This window comes from Klebsiella sp. K-Nf6, from assembly GCF_002806655.1.
Lineage (GTDB): Bacteria > Pseudomonadota > Gammaproteobacteria > Enterobacterales > Enterobacteriaceae > Klebsiella > Klebsiella variicola.
Genome location: NZ_PIBN01000008.1, coordinates 38,255 through 59,984 on the forward strand (window position 1 = coordinate 38,255; position 21,730 = coordinate 59,984).

The following is a 21,730-nucleotide window of genomic DNA, read 5'->3' on the forward strand; positions in this document are numbered from 1 at the left end:
TACAACTTAAAGGGAGATTGATTTAGCGCAAATTTGGCGGCAGGAAGTCTGCCGCCAGCGCGTACTCAGGCGGTAAAAAAGGCGATCAGGATCGGGACCAGCAGGCTAAGCAGAAAACCGTGCACGATGGCGGCAGGGACGATCTCGACTCCGCCGGAACGCTGGAGCACCGGTAAGGTGAAGTCCATCGAGGTGGCGCCGCACAGCCCCAGCGCTGTGGAGCGGCTGCGGCGAACAAGGCCTGGAATTAACATAATAGCCAGCAGCTCGCGACACAGATCGTTAAAGAACGCCGCGCTGCCGATCACCGGGCCAAAGGATTCGGTGAGTAAAATACCGGAGAGCGAGTACCAGCCGAAACCGCTCGCCATCGCCAGACCGGTCTTTAACGGCAGACCGAGAATAAAGGCGTTAAGTATCCCGCCGAGTAATGAACTGGCCATAACCACCACGGCGACGATCATTCCCCGACGGTTAAGGACTATTTGTCGCAGACTCATTCCATTATTGCGTAATTGAATACCGACGAGGAACAGGAGAAAGATCAGCGTATATTCGCTGGCTTCGGTCGCGTGCTGTAAAAAAGACAGGCCGGTCAGGCCGAGCAGAAAACCGAGCACGACCACGCCGCACAGCTGCAGCGATTCCAGGGCCATGGCCAGGCGCGAGGGTAATTTCTCCTGCCGATGCTGGCTGCGCCATGGCATTTTACTTTCCAGCCACAGCAGGGCGGCAATATTACACAGTAAAATGATGACCACGCTCACCGCGGCGTAATGCAATATGGCCAGCAGGTTGCTGGCCAGATTGTCGAGGAACGCCAGGCTGATCCCCATAAAAAAAATGATGACATAGACAATCCAGCTGAGCATCCGGTTAATCAGTTTTAGCGCGGAGGGTTGACGAAGTGGCACCAGATAGCCGACAACCAGCGGCAACAGAATGATGAAGAGTCCCGAGAACATGAACGATGCAGCCCTTGCATAATGAGAATAGCGCCCATGACACTACCCAAATCACCGGGCCGAGTAAAGCTGTCACCAGAAAGAAAAAGCCCGGAAACCCGGGCTTTACAAAGGATTAATCGCGTTTTTCCAGCAGGGTGCGATACAGCACGCCGCCGAGGATCCCGCCGACGATCGGCATGACCCAGAACAGCCACAGCTGCTGTAGCGCCCAGCCGCCCTGGAAAATCGCTACCGCGGTGCTGCGCGCCGGGTTGACCGAGGTGTTGGTGACCGGAATGCTGATCAAATGGATGAGGGTCAGCGCCAGGCCGATAGCGATCGGCGCAAAGCCCGCCGGTGCGTGTTTATCGGTCGCGCCATGGATTACCAGCAGGAAGCCGCAGGTCAGGACAATTTCAATGACGATAGCCGACAGCATGGAGAAACCGCCCGGGGAGTGTTCGCCATAGCCATTGGAGGCAAAGCCGCTGGCGGCGGCATCAAAGCCGGCTTTACCGCTGGCCACCACGTACAGCACCGCCGCGGCAATAATGCCGCCGACCACCTGAGCGATAATATAGCCAATGACCTCTTTCGCCGGGAAACGGCCGCCGGCCCACAGACCCAAGGTCACTGCCGGGTTGAAATGCCCCCCGGAAATATGGCCAACCGCAAACGCCATGGTTAATACTGTTAAGCCAAATGCCAACGCGACGCCGGCAAAACCAATGCCGAGCTCAGGGAATGCTGCGGCAAGCACGGCGCTACCGCAGCCACCAAATACAAGCCAGAAGGTGCCGAAGCATTCGGCTGCTAATTTTCTGAACATAACCACCTCAATTAAAATGTATACGCGCACGAGCGGACCGTGCCGGTCTTTATTTATCGTGATAAGGGATGACGATAAAAATAAAGCGGCGTTATTCTAGAGATAACCGCCATCCCAGAGCCAGTTAAATATATTGATGTTATTTGATTTAGGGCAAGGTGAGTGGATTCCTTTTGCCAGTTTAGCCTTTCCTTTATCCGTGGAAGATTATCAATAGTGTAGAACATAACGCCTGAAATAAAACTATTTTGTTTGATGAATAATCAACAGCCGTTAATAGGCGATAAGTGAGTAATTTTATGAATATATTTAATCTGCTGAATATGATGCGCCGATGCGATTAAGCAGAGTGTCATCTTGCCGCTGCCCTCGCTATACTGTTGATTACTGAAGGAGAGTGGTGGTTTAGCGGAGGGGATATGCTTCTTGAGCGCGTAGAAATCGTCGGTTTTCGCGGTATCAATCGTTTGTCGTTGATGCTGGAGCAAAATAACGTCCTGATCGGGGAGAACGCGTGGGGGAAGTCCAGTCTGCTTGATGCACTAACCCTGCTTTTGTCCCCTGAGTTCGATCTTTATCACTTTGTCCGCGATGACTTCTGGTTTCCCCCGGGTGACATCCAGGGGCGCGAGCACCATTTGCATATTATCCTGACCTTCCGCGAAAGCGAACCGGGCCGCCATCGGGTCCGGCGTTTTCGTCCGCTTCAGCGCTGCTGGGTACCTTGTGACGATGGTTATCATCGGGTGTTCTACCGCCTGGAAGGCGAGCTCGCCGATGACGACACTGTGATGACCCTGCGGAGCTTTATCGATGGCGAAGGCGAAGCGCTGGCGGTTGAGGATATTGATGATCTGGCCAGACACCTGGTGCGTCTGATGCCGGTGCTGCGCCTGCGCGACGCGCGCTTTATGCGGCGCATCCATAACGGAACGGTACCGCATTCGCCGCAGATAGAGATCACCGCCCGCCAGCTGGATTTTCTCTCCCGGGAACTGGTCAGTCATCCGCAAAATTTATCGGACGGTCAGATCCGCGAGGGGTTGTCGGCCATGGTGCAGCTGCTGGAGCATTACTTTGCCGAGCAAAGCAGCGCCCAGACGCGACATCGTCTGATGCGGCGGCGCTCCCATGATGAGCAGCGCAGCTGGCGTTACCTGGATATTATCAACCGGATGATCGACAAACCCGGCGGGCGCAGCCATCGGGTGATCCTGCTGGGGCTGTTTTCCACCCTGCTACAGGCGAAAGGGACGGTGCGCCTCGATCGCGATGCGCGGCCGCTGTTGCTGATTGAAGATCCGGAGACGCGTCTGCATCCGATTATGCTCTCCGTCGCCTGGCATCTGCTGAATTTACTGCCGCTGCAGCGCGTGACCACCACCAACTCCGGGGAGCTGTTGTCCCTGACGCCGGTGGAGCAGGTCTGTCGACTGGTTCGTGAGTCGTCGAGGGTGTCGGCATGGCGGCTGGGACCCGGCGGAATGAATGCCGAAGATAGCCGGCGTATCGCCTTTCATATTCGCTTCAACCGCGCCTCATCGCTCTTCGCCCGCTGTTGGCTGCTGGTGGAGGGGGAGACGGAGACCTGGGTTATCAACGAACTGGCCCGCCAGTGTGGTCATCATTTTGATGCCGAGGGGGTGAAGGTGATCGAATTTGCCCAGTCTGGCCTTAAACCCCTGATCAAATTTGCCCGCCGGATGGGGATCCAGTGGCACGTACTGGTGGATGGCGATGAGGCAGGGAAAAAATATGCCGCCACCGTGCTCGGTCTGCTGAATAACGATCGCGAGCTGGAGCGCGACCATCTGACGAGCCTGCCAGCGATGGATATGGAACACTTTATGTATCGTCAGGGATTTGATGACGTTTATCACCGGGTGGCGCAGATCCCGGATAATGTCCCCATGAACATGCGGCGGGTGATCACCAAGGCCATCCATCGTTCATCCAAGCCCGATTTGGCGATTGAGGTGGCGATGGAGGCTGGCCGACGCGGGGTGGACGCGGTGCCGACGCTGCTGAAGAAAATGTTCTCGCGGGTACTGTGGCTGGCTCGTGGTCGCGCAGATTAACCTGCGGCGTAGGGCTGGCGTAAAGCTCTCCGGTAGCTAAACAAAACGTAAGCGACGTTAAAAATGGGTGTTCTGTTGCCGACGGGTTTGGATAGAATCACCGTCTGGAGCGGCAGGGAAACAGCAGGAATCGGATGATGAAAGTGAAGGGAAAACGCAGGACAATCTGGTGGTTGTTAGCGATCGTTGTGCTGGGTCTGGCCGTCTGGGGATGGCGGATCCTGAATGCGCCGCTGCCGCACTACCAGACGCTGGTGGTGCGCAAAGGTGACCTCCAGCAGAGCGTGCTGGCCACCGGTAAGCTGGATGCCCTGCGGAAAGTTGACGTCGGCGCCCAGGTCAGCGGGCAGTTGAAAACGCTGCACGTCAACATCGGCGATAAGGTCAAAAAGGACCAGTTGCTGGGGGTTATCGATCCGGAGCAGGCGCAAAACCAAATTAAAGAGGTTGAAGCGACGCTGATGGAACTGCGTGCCCAGCTCAATCAGGCGCGCGCGGAGAGCAAACTGGCGCAGGTGACTCTGGCCCGTCAGCAGCAGCTGGCGCAGCGCCAGCTGGTCTCGCGACAGGACCTTGATACCGCAGCCACCGACCTGGCGGTGAAACAAGCGCAAATCGGTACCATTGAAGCGCAAATCAAGCGTAACCAGGCGACGCTCGACACGGCGAAGACCAACCTCGACTACACGCGGATCCTGGCGCCGATGGCTGGCGAAGTGACGCAAATTACCACCCTGCAGGGACAGACGGTGATCGCCGCCCAGCAGGCGCCGAACATTCTGACGCTGGCGGATCTCAGCACCATGCTGGTCAAAGCGCAGGTCTCTGAAGCGGATGTCATCCACCTCAGACCGGGGCAAAAGGCGTGGTTTACTGTGCTGGGGGATCCGCTGACTCGCTATGAAGGCACGCTGAAAGACATTCTGCCGACGCCGGAAAAAGTCAATGACGCCATCTTCTACTATGCCCGCTTCGAGGTGCCGAATCCGCAGGGGATCCTGCGTCTCGACATGACCGCGCAGGTGCATATCCAACTGGCCGAGGTGAAAAACGTGATTACCATCCCGCTGAGCGCCCTGGGTGACGCGGTGGGTGATAACCGCTATCACGTCCGGCTGTTGCGCACCGGCGAGGTAAAAGAGCGTGAGGTTGCCATTGGCGCCCGCAACGATACCGACGTCGCGGTGGTGCAGGGGCTGGATGAGGGAGATGAAGTGATCGTCGGCGAGAGCGCGAGCGGGGCGGCAAAATGACGGCGCTGCTTGAGCTGCGTGATATTCGTCGCAGCTACCCTTCCGGCGACGGCAGCGTTGAGGTACTGAAGGGGATCACCCTCAGCATCAATGCGGGGGAGATGGTGGCGATCGTGGGTGCCTCCGGCTCGGGTAAATCGACGCTGATGAATATTCTCGGCTGTCTCGACAAACCGACCAGCGGCACCTACCGGGTGGCGGGAACCGATATCGCGCAGCTGAATGGCGATGCGCTGGCCCGGCTGCGGCGGGAACACTTTGGTTTTATCTTTCAACGCTACCACTTGCTGTCGCATCTTACCGCCGCGCAGAACGTTGAAGTGCCCGCGGTGTATGCCGGCAGTGAGCGGCGGGCACGCCTGGCGCGCGCCCATGATCTGCTGGTGCGTCTGGGGCTGGGCGATCGGGCTGACTATCAGCCGTCGCAACTGTCCGGCGGCCAGCAGCAGCGGGTGAGTATCGCCCGTGCGCTGATGAACGGTGGGGAAGTGATTCTGGCGGATGAACCGACCGGTGCGCTGGACAGCCATTCTGGCGAAGAGGTGATGGCGATCCTGCATCAGCTCAAAGCTCAGGGCCATACGGTCATCATTGTCACCCACGATCCGCAGGTCGCAGCCCAGGCGGAGCGGATCATCGAGATCCGCGATGGCGAGATCGTCCGCAATCCACCCGGCAGCCGCCAGGGCGGTGGGCTGCGCGCCCGTCAGCAGGCGGAACCCTCGGCGTGGCGTCAGTTTACCAGTGGCTTTCGCGAAGCGCTGGTGATGGCGTGGCGAGCGATGGCGGCGAATAAAATGCGCACCCTGCTGACCATGCTCGGCATTATTATCGGTATTGCGTCGGTGGTATCAATCGTGGTGGTCGGTGATGCCGCCAAGCAGATGGTGCTGGCGGATATTCGCGCCATCGGCACCAATACCATCGATGTCTATCCCGGAAAGGATTTTGGCGATGACGACCCGCGTTATCAGCAGGCGCTGAAATATGACGATTTGCTGGCGATCCAGAAACAGCCATGGGTGCGTTCCGCCACGCCGGCGGTATCGAAAAGCCTGCGCCTGCGCGCCAACAATATTGACGTTGCCGCCAGCGCGGAAGGGGTCGGGCCGCAGTACTTTAATGTTTACGGCATGACCTTCAGCGAAGGCAATACCTTTAATGAACTGCAGCTCAATAGTCGGGCGCAGGTGGTGGTGCTCGACAGCAATACCCGTCGCCAGCTGTTTCCCAATAAAGCGAAAGTGGTGGGCGAGGTGATTCTGGTGGGTAATATGCCGGCCACGGTGATCGGCGTCGCGGATGAAAAACAGTCAATGTTTGGCAGCAGTAAAATTCTCCGCGTCTGGTTGCCTTACACCACCATGGCAGGAAGAGTGATGGGCCAGTCGTGGCTGAACTCCATTACGGTACGCGTTCATGAAGGTTATGACAGTGAAACCGCAGAGAAACAGCTGCTGCGGCTGCTGGAGCTGCGGCATGGAAAAAAAGATGTATTCACCTGGAATATGGATAGCATCTTGAAAACCGCAGAAAGGACCACACATACCTTACAGCTGTTCCTGACATTGGTAGCGGTGATCGCCCTGGTGGTTGGCGGTATTGGCGTAATGAATATCATGCTGGTGTCGGTGACCGAACGGACGCGGGAAATCGGCATCCGCATGGCGGTTGGCGCGCGGGCCAGCGATGTACTGCAGCAGTTTCTCATCGAAGCGGTGCTGGTTTGCCTGGTCGGTGGTGCGCTGGGGGTCACGTTGTCGCTGATGATCGCGTTTATTCTGCAGCTGTTTCTGCCCGGCTGGGAGATCGGTTTTTCCCCGCTGGCGCTGGTGACGGCTTTTCTCTGTTCGACGTTGACCGGGGTGCTGTTTGGTTGGCTGCCTGCGCGCAACGCGGCACGGCTCGATCCGGTGGATGCGCTGGCACGCGAGTAGAAAGAATAGAAATAAAAATGCCAGTCAGAAGGACTGGCATTTTATTAGCAGGATGTACACAATGAAGCAAAAGAGTTATGCAGCCGTTTCCGCTTCCACAGGGACGATCACGCTGGCGTGGTTGCCTTTTGGCCCCTGGTGAACATCAAACCGAACGGCTTGTCCGGCTTTTAGCGTTCTGTAACCATCCATCTGGATGGTGGAGTAATGGGCGAAAATGTCTTCGCCGCCGCCCTCAGGGCAGATAAAACCGAACCCTTTGGCATTGTTGAACCACTTAACAGTACCCATTTCCATACTTCGACATCCTTCGTAAATCTTTATAAGTAAGATGGAATGAACCGGTGGTGGAGTGACGAGTTGTTCAATTGCTCGCCAACTCTCGCCACTACAATTTAGAGAAATACGAAAACGCGTCAAGCGATTGAGGAGGGGGAAAGGCGAAAAATGCGTCAAAATTTGAAGCAGTTAACGCTATTGCCGGGGAATGTGACAGCCGTCGCGGATAGAAGCGATAGATGATAGTTATCTATGATCTGTTGTAGATTTGTGATGAGCATAACCTCTGGTCATCGACAGGCCTCCGCCTGTTGGCAACAGCAACCGATGATGAACACTGACGATGAGTAAGAGAGATTGGCTGGACTTCGAGCACCTGGTTGACGACGAAGTTCGTGATGCGATTAAACCGCCATCTATGTATAAAGTGATATTGGTCAATGATGACTACACTCCAATGGAGTTTGTTATTGACGTGTTACAAAAATTCTTTTCTTATGATGTTGAACGTGCAACGCAACTGATGCTCACGGTTCACTATGAAGGTAAGGCGATTTGTGGCGTGTTTACCGCGGAAGTTGCGGAGACCAAAGTCGCTATGGTGAATCAGTACGCGAGGGAGAACGAGCATCCATTGCTGTGTACGCTGGAAAAAGCCTGAATACAGGCATGAAAATTGGGGGAGGTGCCTATGCTCAATCAAGAACTGGAACTCAGTTTAAATATGGCTTTCGCCAGAGCGCGCGAGCACCGTCATGAGTTTATGACCGTCGAGCACTTGCTGCTGGCTCTGCTAAGCAACCCCTCGGCCCGTGAGGCCCTGGAAGCGTGTTCAGTGGACCTGGTGGCATTGCGTCAGGAACTTGAAGCCTTCATCGAACAAACCACACCCGTCCTGCCAGCCACGGAAGAAGAGCGCGACACCCAGCCGACGCTGAGCTTCCAGCGTGTGCTGCAGCGCGCCGTCTTCCACGTGCAATCTTCTGGCCGCAGCGAAGTGACCGGCGCCAACGTGCTGGTGGCCATTTTCAGCGAGCAGGAGTCGCAGGCCGCTTACCTGCTGCGTAAACATGAAGTCAGCCGACTCGATGTGGTGAACTTCATTTCTCATGGTACACGCAAAGACGAGCCGAGCCAGTCTTCCGATAACAGCGGAAGCCAGCCTGGCAATGAAGAGCAAGCCGGCGGGGAGGAACGTATGGAAAACTTCACCACCAACCTCAATCAGCTTGCTCGCGTCGGCGGCATTGATCCCTTGATCGGCCGTGAAAAAGAGCTGGAGCGCGCGATTCAGGTCCTGTGCCGTCGCCGTAAAAATAACCCACTGCTGGTGGGGGAATCCGGCGTCGGTAAAACCGCGATCGCCGAAGGCCTTGCCTGGCGCATTGTGCAGGGCGATGTGCCGGAAGTGATGGCCGACTGCACCATCTACTCGCTCGACATTGGCTCTTTGCTGGCAGGGACCAAATATCGTGGCGATTTTGAAAAACGCTTCAAAGCGTTGCTCAAACAGCTGGAGCAGGATACCAACAGCATCCTGTTTATTGATGAAATCCACACCATTATCGGTGCGGGGGCGGCTTCTGGCGGCCAGGTCGATGCGGCTAACCTGATCAAACCGCTGCTTTCCAGCGGCAAGATCCGGGTGATCGGCTCCACCACCTACCAGGAGTTCAGCAACATCTTTGAGAAAGATCGTGCGCTGGCCCGTCGTTTCCAGAAAATTGATATCACCGAGCCGTCGGTGGAAGAGACGGTGCAGATTATTAATGGCCTGAAGCCGAAGTACGAAGCGCACCATGACGTGCGTTATACCGCCAAAGCGGTGCGTGCGGCGGTTGAGCTGGCGGTAAAATACATTAACGATCGTCATCTGCCGGATAAGGCGATTGACGTCATTGACGAAGCGGGCGCGCGGGCGCGCTTAATGCCGGTCAGCAAGCGTAAGAAAACGGTCAATGTGGCGGATATCGAGTCAGTGGTGGCGCGTATTGCGCGGATCCCTGAGAAGAGTGTCTCCCAGAGCGATCGCGATACGCTGAAAAACCTTGGCGACCGTCTGAAAATGCTGGTCTTTGGTCAGGATAAAGCCATTGAGGCGCTGACCGAAGCCATCAAAATGGCGCGCGCCGGGCTGGGCCATGAGCACAAGCCGGTTGGGTCATTCCTGTTCGCCGGGCCTACCGGGGTCGGGAAAACCGAAGTGACCGTGCAGCTGGCGAAGGCGCTGGGTATTGAGCTGCTGCGTTTTGACATGTCCGAATATATGGAACGTCATACCGTCAGCCGCTTAATCGGGGCGCCTCCGGGTTACGTTGGCTTCGATCAGGGTGGGCTGCTGACCGATGCGGTGATTAAACATCCGCACGCGGTGCTGCTGCTTGATGAGATCGAAAAAGCGCATCCGGATGTGTTCAACCTGCTGCTGCAGGTGATGGATAACGGTACGCTGACTGATAACAACGGGCGTAAAGCGGACTTCCGCAACGTGGTGCTGGTGATGACCACGAACGCCGGGGTGCGGGAAACTGAGCGTAAATCGATTGGCCTTATTCAGCAGGACAACAGTCCGGATGCAATGGATGAGATCAAGAAGATCTTTACGCCGGAGTTTCGCAACCGCCTCGACAACATTATCTGGTTCGATCATCTCTCTACCACGGTGATCCATCAGGTTGTCGACAAGTTTATCGTTGAGCTGCAGGTCCAGCTGGACCAGAAAGGCGTCTCCCTGGAAGTCAGTCAGGAAGCGCGCGACTGGCTGGCGGAGAAAGGCTACGACCGGGCGATGGGCGCTCGTCCAATGGGACGCGTCATTCAGGACAACCTGAAAAAGCCGCTGGCGAACGAGCTGCTGTTCGGCTCGCTGGTCGATGGTGGCCAGGTGACGGTGTCTCTGGACAGCGCGAAGAATGCGTTGATCTACGATTTCCAGAGCGCGCAAAAGCACAAACCGGAAGCCGCCCACTAACGCGATGTCTTCAACGTAAAAACCGGCCCTGGGCCGGTTTTTTTTTGCCGGTGGCAGAAATGAAAAGACCGGGAATTATCCCGGCCTTCAGCATCTGACGCCTTAGGGGCGAAAACAATCAGCGACTACGGAAGACAATGCGGCCTTTGCTCAGGTCGTACGGGGTCAGCTCAACAGTCACTTTGTCGCCCGTCAGAATGCGGATGTAGTTTTTACGCATTTTACCGGAAATATGCGCAGTTACCACGTGACCGTTTTCCAGTTCTACGCGGAACATAGTGTTAGGCAACGTTTCAAGTACGGTGCCCTGCATTTCAATATTGTCTTCTTTGGCCATCTAGTCCTCTGGGGTATCACTACCGTAGTTTTGAACCGGCAAGATAATGCCGAAGTTCATCATGTAAGTAAAGTTTTACGTATCTACCCTGAATAATTCACCTTGCCGGAAAGCGCACAGTCAGCACACCGGCAACAGATATATGACGGGTATGAATCGCCGAAGTAGTTTTGGCGCATTGCCCGGAACACACACGGCTATGCCGCGTGACAGGCGCAAACGTAAAGGGGAGTGACAGAACGATGGGCGTTATCTGACTCTTATTATTCCCAAACGGCGGCGGGGCAACAGGCAGAAGCTACTCTACCGCGCAATTATACCATCCTGACGCAAAATGTGCTGAAAACATTTTTATTGCGCGCCTGGAAATAGCACCCGCGGCACCCAAAATCGCTCGGGCAGGCGGTAGCCGCGTAATACTGACAGGTAGTCAAGATAATCGCGGCGGGGAATATCCATCGCGCCTAATGAGGCGGTATGATTGTTCAGTACCTGGCAGTCGATTAATTTACCACCACTCTGCGCAAAAGCCTGACAGAATACCAGCAGCGCGGTTTTGGAGGCATTTTCTGCCCGGCTGAACATCGATTCACCGCAAAACAGCGCCCCTTGCGCCACGCCGTACATTCCCCCTACCAGAGTATTCCCCTGCCAGACTTCAATGGAGTGGGCATGACCCAGCTCATGTAGCTGGTGATAGGCGCGAACGATACTGCTGGTTATCCAGGTCCCTTCGTCACGTTCGCTGGCGCAGCCTTCAATGACCTCGCCAAAGGCATGATTCAGCGTGACGCGATAAGGCGAACGCTGATGAAAACGCTTCATACTGCGGCTGAGATGAAACTGTTCCGGCCAGAGCACCGCCCGGGGATCGGGCGACCACCAGAGGATCGGGTCGCCAGGAGAAAACCAGGGGAAAATACCGCGCTGATAGGCCATCAGCAGACGCGCCGGGCTTAGATCGCCGCCAAGCGCCAGCAGGCCGTTAGGTTCACGCAGGGCGCCTTCCGGGGAAGGGAAGGCGATAGAATGCCGGGAGAGCTGAACCAGACGCATTTTAACCTCAATACGCATCAGCAAAAATTAGATAATAGCCTACAGACGCTGTTTAAACTGGAAGTACCGGCCCTGTTTAGCGAGCAAATCCGCGTGACTACCTTGCTCAATTATCTGGCCGTTGTCCATGACTATTATCTGATTAAAACGCGCCAGGCCCCGCAGGCGGTGCGTCACCATCAGCACGGTTTTCTCGCGCATTACTTCCGCCAGAAGATGCAGGATCTGGCTTTCGGTGGCCGCATCCAGACCTTCTGTCGGCTCATCGAGCAGCATCAGCGGCGCATCGTGGAGCAGTGCGCGGGCAATCGCCAGCCGGCGCAGTTCGCCGCCGGATAGCTGGCGTCCGCCTTCTCCCAGCCAGCTGTTCAGTCCGCCATCTTCCAGCAGCTTTTCCAGCCCCACTTTCTCGAGGGTTGTGCACAGCGCGGCATCGTCAGCGTCTGGCGCCGCCAGCAGCAGGTTGTCGCGCAGCGTAGCGCTGAACAGGTGCACGCGCTGCGGCACCACGCTCATCGCCAGACGCAGGCTGGCTTCGCTGAGCTGGGACAGCGGCTGGCCGTTGAGCAAAATCTCTCCCTGTGCCGGGTCCCAGGCGCGGGTGAGCAACTGCAACAGCGTTGACTTTCCACAGCCGGTTCGCCCAAGGATGGCGATATGCTCACCGGCGGTAATCTGCAGGGAGATATTCTCCAGGGCGGGGGAGGGCTGTTGCGGATAGCGGAAGGTAACCTGCCTGAAGGTTAAGGCCACCTGCGCAGGCACGCTGGCTTCACTCTCGACGAAGGTGACCTCCGGCTGCTGGTCGGTGATCTGTGAAATCCGCCGTGCGGAGGCGATTACCTGGCCTAAATGCTGGAAAGCGCCGGTCACCGGCGCCAGGGCTTCGAAGGCCGCCAGCGCGCAGAAAACAAACAGCGCGATCAATGCCCCAGGCTGGCTATTACCACCGATGCCAGCGGACGCCAGCCAGAGCATGGCCACCACGGCGATGCCGCCGATTAACAGCATTACCGCCTGCGAAAGCGCGGTCAGCTCGGCCTGACGGCGCTGCGCGTCCTGCCAGCTGAGCTCGGTCTTTTCCATTTGCGCGCGGTAGCGGTCGCTGGCGTTAAACACCATCAGCTCTGCCTGGCCCTGCAGCCAGGCAGTGAGCTGTTGGCGATACTGACCGCGCAGCTGCGTCATACTCTCGCCGGCCGGTTTACCCGCGCGATAGAACAGCGGCGGCATAACCAGCAGAGTGACCAGCATGATACCGCCGAGCGTCAGCGCGAGAGTGACGTCGAGCAGGCTTAATCCGCAGGTGACCACCACAATCACCACCAGCGCGCCGACCAGCGGTGAAATCACCCGCAGGTAGAGATGATCCAGGGTATCGACATCGGCCACCACACGGTTGAGCAGTTCACCCTGGCGAAAGCGCGCCAGCCCCGCCGGAGAGAGGGGCAGCAGTTTGCTGAAGGTGAAGACGCGCAGGTGCTGCAGCACGCGGAAGGTCGCGTCATGGCTAACCAGACGCTCAAAGTAGCGCCCGGCGGTACGGATAATCGCTGCGCCGCGGACGCCCGCGGCAGGCAGCATATAGTTAAAACTGTAGATCCCGGCGACACCCACCACCGCTGAGGCGGAGAGGAACCAGCCGGAGAGCGTCAGCAGGCCGATGCTGGCCAGCAGGGTCACGATGGCCAGCACGACGCCGAGCAGCAGCATCCATTTATGGCGTTTATAGAGCGCCAGATAGGGTAAAAGTGCGCGCATTTAAATCTCCTCCCGACGATGGGCCAGCAGCGCCGAGAAGGCCCCACTGGCGCGGGCCAGCGTGGCGTAGTCGCCTTGCTCGATAATCTGTCCGTCCTGCATGACCCAGACGGCATCCCAGTCAGCAAGTCCCTCGAGCTGGTGGGTAACCAGCAGCGTGGTTTGCTCGGTGGAGGCATGGGTCAGGGCCTGCATCACCCGTTGTTCGCTATGGGCGTCGAGGCTGGCGGCGGGTTCATCCAGCAACAGCAGGCGGCAGGGCACCAACAGTGCGCGAGCAACAGCGATACGCTGCGCCTGACCTACCGACAGACTACCCGCCTGATCGCCCACGGCGGTATGGATCCCGTCCGGCAACAGGGCGATAAACTCACTGACCCAGGCTTTATCCAGCGCCAGCCGAAGCTGGGCATCGCTGGCTTCCGGCCACGCCAGCAGCACATTCTCCCGTAGCGTAGCGGCAGGTAGCTGGGGATTCTGTCCCACCCAGCTTAACAGGCGGCGCCAGCGTTCGGCGTCCAGTTCGCGCAGCTCTGCGCCGTTGACCTTCAGCGAGCCCTCGTAGGGCAAAAAGCCGAGCAGTGTGTTCAGCAGCGAACTTTTCCCGGAGCCGCTCTGACCCACCAGCACAACGCGTGCGCCAGCAGGCAGTGAAAAGTTAAGCGGTCCGGCCAGGACTTTACCTTCCGGAGACTTGATCACCAGGTCGCGCGCTTCCACGCCAATCAGATCGTTATCATTTAAGGTTTTTTCGCCGCGCTCCAGCTGGGTCAATGGGGTTTCCATAAACGTTTTCAGGCTGTCTGCGGCGCCCACGGCCTGAGCTTTGGCATGGTAGAAGGTGCCCAGGTCACGTAATGGCTGGAAAAATTCCGGCGCGAGGATCAGCGTCAGGAAGCCTGCCATCAGCGTGACGCCCGCGCCATAGTGGCCGAAGTTCAGCTCGCCAAGGTAAGAGAAGCCAAAATAGACCGCCACCAGCGCAATGGAGAGGGAGGTGAAAAACTCCAGCACCCCGGAGGAGAGGAAGGCCAGACGCAGGACTTCCATGGTGCGTTGGCGAAAATCCTGCGAGGCGTCGCGAATATTATCGATTTCTGCCTGACCGCGGTGAAAAATACGCAGGGTTTCCATGCCGCGCAGGCGGTCGAGGAAATGGCCGCTGAGGCGGGCCAGCGCCTGGAAGTTACGCCGGTTGGCATCGGCGGCGCCCATCCCAACCAGCGCCATAAAAAGCGGGATCAGCGGGGCTGTGCCGAGGAGGATCAACGCGGCGGCCCAGTTAATCGGGAAAATAGTGATAACGATCAGCAGCGGTACGCAGGCCGCCAGCGTCATCTGGGGCAGGTAGCGCGCATAATAATCGTGCATATCATCGATCTGCTCAAGGATAAGCGTTGCCCAACTGCCGGCCGGTTTGCCCTGGATCCAGGCCGGGCCCGCTTGCTGGAGGCGGTCGAGAACCTGACGGCGAATTTCATAGCGGATATGCTGCCCGGCCTGAAAACCGACCCGCTCACGCAGCCAGACTACCCAGGCGCGCAGCACAAAGACCAGTACCAGCAGCGTCAGCGGCAGCAGCAGGGCGGTTGCCGGAATATTTTCCATCACCATCCGGTGCAGGATCCGCGCCAGGAACCAGGCCTGCGCCACGATCAGCAGACCACTTACCACGCCAAGCAGGCGGGAAATCATCAACCAGCGACGGGAGATAATACTTTGCTGTTTTAACCAGCGGGTTAACTCTTGTTGACGGGTTTTATTCATTGCGCGCTTTGCAGGTATCGTTATGGGAATATTGGGCACGGCAATGTTACATCGCGGCAAAAATAAAGGCGACTTTTCGTCGCCTTCTTTACCTTTGTTACTGACTTGTAAAGATTATTTGCAAGCGTCGGCCAAACCGTCCAGGTAACGCTCGGCGTCCAGCGCCGCCATGCAGCCGGTGCCAGCGGAGGTGATCGCCTGACGATAGATATGGTCCATGACATCGCCAGCGGCAAATACGCCCGGGATACTGGTTTGCGTGGCGTTGCCGTGGATCCCGGACTGCACTTTGATATAGCCGTTTTCCAGTTCCAGCTGACCTTCAAAGATGGCGGTGTTCGGGCTGTGGCCGATGGCGACGAACAGGCCTGCCACTTCCAGGGACTCAACGTTGTCGCTGTTTTTGGTATCACGCAGGCGCAGGCCGCTGACGCCCATCTGGTCGCCGGTCACCTCTTCGAGGGTGCGGTCGGTATGCAGCACGATGTTGCCGCTCGCCACTTTATCCATCAGACGCTTGATGAGGATTTTTTCCGCGCGGAAGGCGTCGCGACGGTGGATCAGATGCACCTCAGAGGCGATATTGGACAGATACAGGGCCTCTTCAACCGCCGTGTTACCGCCGCCGATCACCGCCACTTTCTGGTTACGATAGAAGAATCCGTCACAGGTCGCACAGGCTGAAACGCCACGGCCTTTAAACGCCTCTTCCGATGGCAGACCGAGGTAGCGCGCCGATGCGCCGGTGGCAATGATCAGCGCATCACAGGTGTACTCACCGCTATCGCCTGTCAGACGGAACGGACGGTTTTGCAGATCGACGCGGCTGATATGGTCGAAAATAATTTCCGTTTCAAATTTCGCGGCATGTTCGTGCATGCGCTCCATCAACAGCGGGCCGGTGAGATCGTTAGGATCGCCAGGCCAGTTTTCCACTTCCGTCGTGGTGGTCAGCTGACCGCCTTTTTCCATCCCGGTGATCAGCACCGGCTGCAGATTGGCGCGTGCGGCATAGACCGCCGCGGTGTATCCCGCAGGTCCAGAACCAAGGATAAGCAGTTTACTGTGTTTGGCTGTGCCCATGAGATCCCCATATTAATTGGCATACATTGGGCAGAGATTGTAGGGAATTTGTTGTCGTAAAAAAAGAGCACAGCGATTTTGTTAACGATGTGTGCAATAGAAGACGCCGATGAATTGGCGATTTTACCGGCAAAGAATATAACTATTTCTACTGTCAGCGGGACAATTATAAGACGAAAAAATGAGAATCAACCAGGGGGGATGATGAATATCTGGCATCTTGTACTAAAAATCGATGTTTTGCTTTGACAATCCCCTGTGCTTTTGCGAAAACATTCATGGAAGAAGAAAAGCAGTATTTAGCGTGCGGCGAATTTTCATGCACGCAAATGCCATTTTTATCCGGGTTAACGAAATCTACGCATGGTGTGGACAGACGCCATGCGTGATGTCGGTGACTGCCGTCAGGCAACGGGCTTCTCACGTACCCCTGGGTTACCCATTGTCGTACGGGTAATAACAGGATGGGCTCTGGCAGTGAAGGCACAGAGCCGGAACAGGAGTAGGGAAGGAATACAGAGAGACAATAATAATGGTAGATAGCAAGAAGCGCCCTGGCAAAGATCTCGACCGCATTGATCGTAACATCCTGAATGAATTGCAAAAAGATGGGCGAATTTCTAACGTCGAGCTTTCTAAACGGGTGGGACTTTCTCCGACGCCTTGCCTTGAGCGCGTGCGTCGTCTTGAAAGACAGGGTTTTATTCAGGGCTATACGGCGCTGCTCAACCCGCATTATCTGGATGCATCACTTCTGGTATTTGTTGAGATTACTCTGAATCGTGGCGCGCCGGATGTGTTTGAGCAATTTAACGCCGCAGTGCAAAAACTTGAAGAAATTCAAGAGTGTCATCTGGTTTCCGGTGATTTCGACTATCTGTTGAAAACCCGCGTACCGGATATGTCAGCGTATCGTAAATTACTGGGCGAGACCTTGCTGCGCCTGCCGGGCGTAAACGACACCCGTACCTACGTGGTGATGGAAGAAGTCAAGCAAAGTAATCGTCTGGTTATTAAGACGCGCTAACACGGAACAGGTGCAAAATCGACGTAGTTTGATTACACTCCTGTTAATCCATACAGCAACAGTGCCGGGGAGACCCGGCGCTGTTGTCCGTTTTAGCAGCAGGCAGGAAACAGCCTGATACCTGGAGAGCCTTTCTTGAGCCAGGAATACACCGAAGACAAAGAAGTCAAACTAACCAAACTCAGCAGCGGGCGCCGACTCCTTGAGGCGATGCTCATCCTTTGCTCCCTCTTCGCCATCTGGCTGATGGCAGCACTACTGAGCTTTAATCCCTCGGATCCAAGCTGGTCGCAGACGGCATGGCATGAGCCTATTCATAATTTAGGCGGCGCCCCCGGTGCGTGGCTTGCCGATACCCTCTTTTTCATTTTTGGCGTCATGGCCTACACCATCCCGGTGATCATCATCGGTGGATGCTGGTTTGCCTGGCGGCATCAGGAAAACGACGAATACATTGATTATTTCGCCGTTTCCCTGCGCCTCATTGGCGCGTTAGCCCTGATCCTGACCTCCTGTGGTCTGGCAGCTATTAACGCCGATGATATCTGGTACTTCGCCTCGGGCGGAGTGATCGGCAGCCTGCTGAGTACCACGCTGCAACCGCTGCTGCACAGCAGCGGCGGCACTATTGCCCTGTTGTGCATCTGGGCGGCCGGTCTGACGTTGTTCACCGGCTGGTCGTGGGTCAGCATTGCGGAAAAATTGGGTGGTGGCATCCTGTCGGTGCTGACCTTTGCCAGCAACCGTACCCGTCGGGATGATACCTGGGTCGATGAAGGCGAATACGAAGACGACGATGAAGAGTACGACGATGAAGACGAAGCGGCAAACCCGCAGGAGTCGCGTCGTGCCCGTATCTTACGCAGCGCGCTGGCGCGGCGTAAGCGTCTGGCCGAGAAGTTTACCAACCCCATGGGACGTAAAACAGACGCGGCGCTTTTCTCCGGCAAACGGATGGATGACGGGGAAGAGGCGGTGCAATACAGCGCCAGCGGAGCGCCTGTCGCCGCTGACGATGTCCTGTTTTCCGGCGCCAGCGCCGCGCGTCCCGCAGAGGATGATGTGTTGTTCTCCGGTGCCAGCGCCGCGCGCCCTGGAGATTTCGACCCTTACGATCCGTTGCTGAATGGTCATAGTATCGCTGAGCCCGTGGGCGCAGCGGCGGCGGCCACTGCCGCGCCACAGGCGTGGGCTGAATCCGCGGCTGGCCATCAGGGCGTTGCGCCTGCTTATCAGCCGGAAGCTGGTTACCCGCCGCAGGCGTACCAGCCAGAACCGGTACCGTATCAGCAGCCGGCTTACGATCCACACGCCGGTCAGCCGACGCCACAGGCGTACCAGCCTGAGCCGGCACCGTATCAGCAGCCTGCTTATGCTCCTCATGCCGGTCAGCCGGCGCCGCAGGCGTATCAGCCAGAGCCCGCGCCGCATCAGCAGCCGGCTTACGATCCGCATGCCGGGCATCCTGCGCCGCAGGCGTATCAGCCAGAGCCGGCGCCGTATCAGCAGCCGGCATACGATCCGTATGGCGGGCAACCTGCTCCACAGGCGTATCAGCCAGAGCCGGCGCCATATCAGCAGCCGGCATACGATCCGTATGGCGGGCAACCTGCTCCGCAGGCGTATCAGCCTGAGCCGGCGCCGTATCAACAGCCTGCTTATGCTCCTCATGCCGGTCAGCCAGCGCCGCAGGCGTATCAGCCTGAGCCGGCACCGTATCAGCAGCCGACTTACGATCCGCATGGCGGTCAACCTGCACCGCAGGCGTATCAGCCTGAGCCAGCAGCGTATCAGCCGCAAAGTGCGCCAGTTCCGTCACCGGAGCCAGAACCAGAGGTTGCGCCGGAAGAGGTGAAACGTCCACCGCTCTATTACTTCGAAGAAGTCGAAGAGAAGCGGGCACGTGAACGTGAGCTGCTGGCCTCCTGGTATCAGCCTATTCCGGAGCCGGAAAGCCCGATCGCCACTAAACCGCTGATGCCGCCAGCCGCCCCGTCCAAACCGCCAGTGGAGACAACGGTGGTCTCTGCGGTCGCGGCAGGGGTGCATCAGGCAACGGCCGCCAGCGGCGGCGCGGCGGCAGCAACTGCCGCATCCGCTGCGGCTGCGCCATTGTTCAGCCCGGCGTCCAGCGGACCGCGGGTTCAGGTGAAAGAAGGCATCGGTCCGAAATTACCGCGACCAAATCGCGTTCGTGTCCCAACGCGTCGGGAGCTGGCCTCATACGGCATCAAGCTACCGTCGCAACGGGAGGCTGAACAGCGTGCGCGGCAGGCGGAACGCGATCCTCATTATGACGATGAGCTGCTCTCTGATGAAGAAGCCGACGTTCTGGAGCAGGATGAACTGGCCCGCCAGTTCGCCGCCACCCAGCAGCAGCGCTATGGTCATCGCTGGGAAGACGATAACGCGACTGATGACGATGACGCCGACACTGCGGCGGAAGCGGAGCTGGCGCGTCAGTTTGCTGCCACCCAGCAGCAGCGCTACGCCGCTGAGCAGCCGCCGGGGGCGAACCCGTTCTCGCCGGCGGATTATGAATTTTCACCAATGAAGACGCTGGTCAATGACGGACCGAGCGAGCCGCTGTTTACGCCGACACCGGAAGTCCAGCCGCAGCAACCGGCCCCGCACTATCAACAACCGGCGGCCGCTCCGCAGCAGGGTTATCACGCTGCGCAGCATCAACCTGTACACCATCAGCCAGTGCCGCCGCAGCCAGTGCAGCAGCAACAACCGGTTGCCCCGCAGGGGTATCAGCCTGCTGCGCCTGCGCCGCAGGAGAGCTTGATCCACCCGCTGCTGATGCGTAATGGCGATAGCCGTCCGCTGCAAAGACCGACCACGCCGCTGCCGTCGCTGGATCTGTTAACGCCGCCGCCCAGTGAAGTCGAACCGGTGGATACCTTTGCTTTAGAGCAGATGGCGCGACTGGTAGAAGCACGCCTGGCCGATTTCCGTATCAAAGCGGATGTCGTTAACTACTCGCCAGGCCCGGTGATCACCCGCTTTGAGCTCAATCTGGCGCCAGGTGTTAAAGCGGCGCGGATCTCGAATCTGTCACGGGACCTGGCGCGTTCGCTGTCAACGGTTGCTGTGCGCGTGGTGGAAGTGATCCCGGGCAAGCCGTATGTCGGCCTGGAATTACCGAACAAAAAGCGTCAGACCGTCTATCTGCGTGAAGTGCTCGACAATACCAAGTTCCGCGATAATCCGTCGCCGCTGACCGTGGTGCTGGGTAAAGACATCGCTGGCGACCCGGTGGTGGCTGACCTGGCGAAAATGCCGCACCTGCTGGTTGCCGGTACTACCGGTTCCGGTAAGTCAGTCGGTGTGAACGCCATGATCCTCAGCATGCTCTACAAAGCGCAGCCGGAAGATGTGCGTTTCATTATGATCGACCCGAAAATGCTCGAGCTGTCGGTCTACGAAGGTATTCCACATCTGCTGACGGAAGTGGTCACTGACATGAAAGACGCCGCCAATGCGCTGCGCTGGAGCGTCAACGAGATGGAGCGCCGCTACAAGCTGATGTCAGCGCTGGGCGTGCGTAACCTGGCGGGCTATAACGAGAAGATCGCGGAGGCCGCGCGCATGGGGCGTCCGATTCCGGATCCGTACTGGAAGCCGGGCGACAGCATGGATGCCGTGCATCCGGTGCTGGAAAAACTGCCATACATCGTGGTGCTGGTGGACGAGTTCGCCGACCTGATGATGACCGTCGGCAAGAAGGTGGAAGAGCTGATTGCCCGTCTGGCGCAAAAAGCGCGTGCGGCGGGGATCCATCTGGTGCTGGCGACGCAGCGTCCGTCAGTGGATGTCATTACCGGCCTGATTAAGGCCAACATCCCGACGCGCATCGCCTTTACCGTATCGAGTAAAATCGACTCGCGTACCATTCTCGATCAGGGCGGCGCGGAATCGCTGCTGGGTATGGGGGATATGCTCTACTCCGGGCCGAACTCTACCACGCCGGTGCGTGTCCACGGGGCGTTTGTGCGCGACCAGGAAGTCCACGCCGTGGTTCAGGACTGGAAAGCCCGCGGTCGTCCGCAGTACGTCGATGGCATTACCTCCGACAGCGAAAGTGAAGGCGGCGGTGGTGGCTTAGACGGCGGTGAAGAACTTGATCCGCTGTTCGATCAGGCGGTCAACTTTGTGACTGAGAAGCGCAAAGCATCGATTTCCGGCGTACAGCGTCAGTTCCGCATTGGGTATAACCGTGCAGCGCGCATTATTGAACAGATGGAAGCGCAGGGGATCGTCAGCGAGCAGGGCCATAACGGTAACCGCGAAGTGCTGGCACCGCCGCCCTTTGAATGAGTGCAAAGTTGGGTAAATAAGCGCAAAATCAGCCAATTCTTCTGTTCCGCCGCCATCAGCGGTCCTACATTAGGGGCAGAAG

At 57.5% G+C, this 21,730-nt stretch carries 15 protein-coding genes; 7 read left to right on the forward strand and 8 right to left on the reverse strand.

Going from position 1 to position 21,730, the window contains the following annotated elements; all coding sequences use genetic code 11:
* Positions 1-65 precede the first annotated feature (65 nt).
* Positions 66-965 (reverse strand): lysine exporter LysO family protein, encoded by a 900-nt coding sequence (locus CWM61_RS14900; protein WP_100631466.1) that lies wholly within the window; start codon positions 963-965, stop codon positions 66-68.
* A gap of 115 nt (positions 966-1,080) precedes the next feature.
* Positions 1,081-1,776 (reverse strand): aquaporin Z, encoded by a 696-nt coding sequence (gene aqpZ / locus CWM61_RS14905; protein WP_002896434.1) that lies wholly within the window; start codon positions 1,774-1,776, stop codon positions 1,081-1,083.
* Between the two features lie 419 nt (positions 1,777-2,195).
* Between aqpZ and CWM61_RS14910 the strand changes: the two genes are divergently transcribed.
* The 3 genes from CWM61_RS14910 to macB all read left to right on the forward strand — a co-directional run bounded on the left by CWM61_RS14910 (position 2,196) and on the right by macB (position 7,044).
* Positions 2,196-3,854 (forward strand): ATP-dependent endonuclease, encoded by a 1,659-nt coding sequence (locus CWM61_RS14910; RefSeq protein ID WP_100631467.1) that lies wholly within the window; start codon positions 2,196-2,198, stop codon positions 3,852-3,854.
* A 137-nt stretch (positions 3,855-3,991) separates the two neighbouring features.
* Positions 3,992-5,107 carry a macrolide transporter subunit MacA gene (macA, locus tag CWM61_RS14915; RefSeq protein WP_061155198.1) on the forward strand — a complete coding sequence of 372 codons (1,116 nt, stop codon included), beginning with the start codon at positions 3,992-3,994 and terminating at the stop codon, positions 5,105-5,107.
* The gene (gene macB / locus CWM61_RS14920) at positions 5,104-7,044 is read left to right on the forward strand and encodes a macrolide ABC transporter ATP-binding protein/permease MacB (RefSeq protein WP_061155197.1); all 1,941 of its coding nucleotides are present in this window, start codon (positions 5,104-5,106) and stop codon (positions 7,042-7,044) included. The genes macA and macB overlap by 4 nt, the downstream gene beginning before the upstream one ends.
* Positions 7,045-7,119: 75 nt before the next feature.
* Here macB and cspD read toward each other — a convergent pair whose 3' ends face one another.
* A complete protein-coding gene (gene cspD, locus CWM61_RS14925; RefSeq protein WP_002896516.1) occupies positions 7,120-7,341 on the reverse strand; it encodes a cold shock-like protein CspD in 222 nt (73 codons plus the stop codon).
* A 325-nt stretch (positions 7,342-7,666) separates the two neighbouring features.
* Between cspD and clpS the strand changes: the two genes are divergently transcribed.
* Positions 7,667-7,984, forward strand: a complete 318-nt coding sequence (gene clpS, locus CWM61_RS14930; RefSeq protein ID WP_002896520.1) for an ATP-dependent Clp protease adapter ClpS — start codon at positions 7,667-7,669, stop codon at positions 7,982-7,984.
* A gap of 30 nt (positions 7,985-8,014) precedes the next feature.
* Positions 8,015-10,294 carry an ATP-dependent Clp protease ATP-binding subunit ClpA gene (gene clpA / locus CWM61_RS14935; RefSeq protein ID WP_061155196.1) on the forward strand — a complete coding sequence of 760 codons (2,280 nt, stop codon included), beginning with the start codon at positions 8,015-8,017 and terminating at the stop codon, positions 10,292-10,294.
* 118 nt (positions 10,295-10,412) lie between these two features.
* Here clpA and infA read toward each other — a convergent pair whose 3' ends face one another.
* The 5 genes from infA to trxB all read right to left on the reverse strand — a co-directional run bounded on the left by infA (position 10,413) and on the right by trxB (position 16,298).
* Positions 10,413-10,631, reverse strand: a complete 219-nt coding sequence (infA, locus tag CWM61_RS14940) for a translation initiation factor IF-1 (RefSeq protein WP_001040187.1) — start codon at positions 10,629-10,631, stop codon at positions 10,413-10,415.
* A 351-nt stretch (positions 10,632-10,982) separates the two neighbouring features.
* A complete protein-coding gene (gene aat, locus CWM61_RS14945; RefSeq protein WP_074386429.1) occupies positions 10,983-11,687 on the reverse strand; it encodes a leucyl/phenylalanyl-tRNA--protein transferase in 705 nt (234 codons plus the stop codon).
* 39 nt (positions 11,688-11,726) lie between these two features.
* Positions 11,727-13,448 carry a heme ABC transporter ATP-binding protein/permease CydC gene (gene cydC, locus CWM61_RS14950; RefSeq protein WP_100631468.1) on the reverse strand — a complete coding sequence of 574 codons (1,722 nt, stop codon included), beginning with the start codon at positions 13,446-13,448 and terminating at the stop codon, positions 11,727-11,729.
* Positions 13,449-15,215, reverse strand: coding sequence for a heme ABC transporter permease/ATP-binding protein CydD (gene cydD / locus CWM61_RS14955; RefSeq protein WP_100631469.1), 1,767 nt, complete (start codon positions 15,213-15,215; stop codon positions 13,449-13,451).
* A gap of 114 nt (positions 15,216-15,329) precedes the next feature.
* A complete protein-coding gene (gene trxB / locus CWM61_RS14960; RefSeq protein ID WP_012542328.1) occupies positions 15,330-16,298 on the reverse strand; it encodes a thioredoxin-disulfide reductase in 969 nt (322 codons plus the stop codon).
* A 532-nt stretch (positions 16,299-16,830) separates the two neighbouring features.
* On the opposite strand from trxB, the gene lrp reads away from it, so the two are divergent.
* Together lrp and ftsK are read left to right on the forward strand one after the other, a co-directional pair.
* Positions 16,831-17,325 (forward strand): leucine-responsive transcriptional regulator Lrp, encoded by a 495-nt coding sequence (lrp, locus tag CWM61_RS14965; protein WP_000228469.1) that lies wholly within the window; start codon positions 16,831-16,833, stop codon positions 17,323-17,325.
* 135 nt (positions 17,326-17,460) lie between these two features.
* Positions 17,461-21,648 (forward strand): DNA translocase FtsK, encoded by a 4,188-nt coding sequence (ftsK, locus tag CWM61_RS14970; RefSeq protein ID WP_100631470.1) that lies wholly within the window; start codon positions 17,461-17,463, stop codon positions 21,646-21,648.
* Positions 21,649-21,730 lie beyond the last annotated feature (82 nt).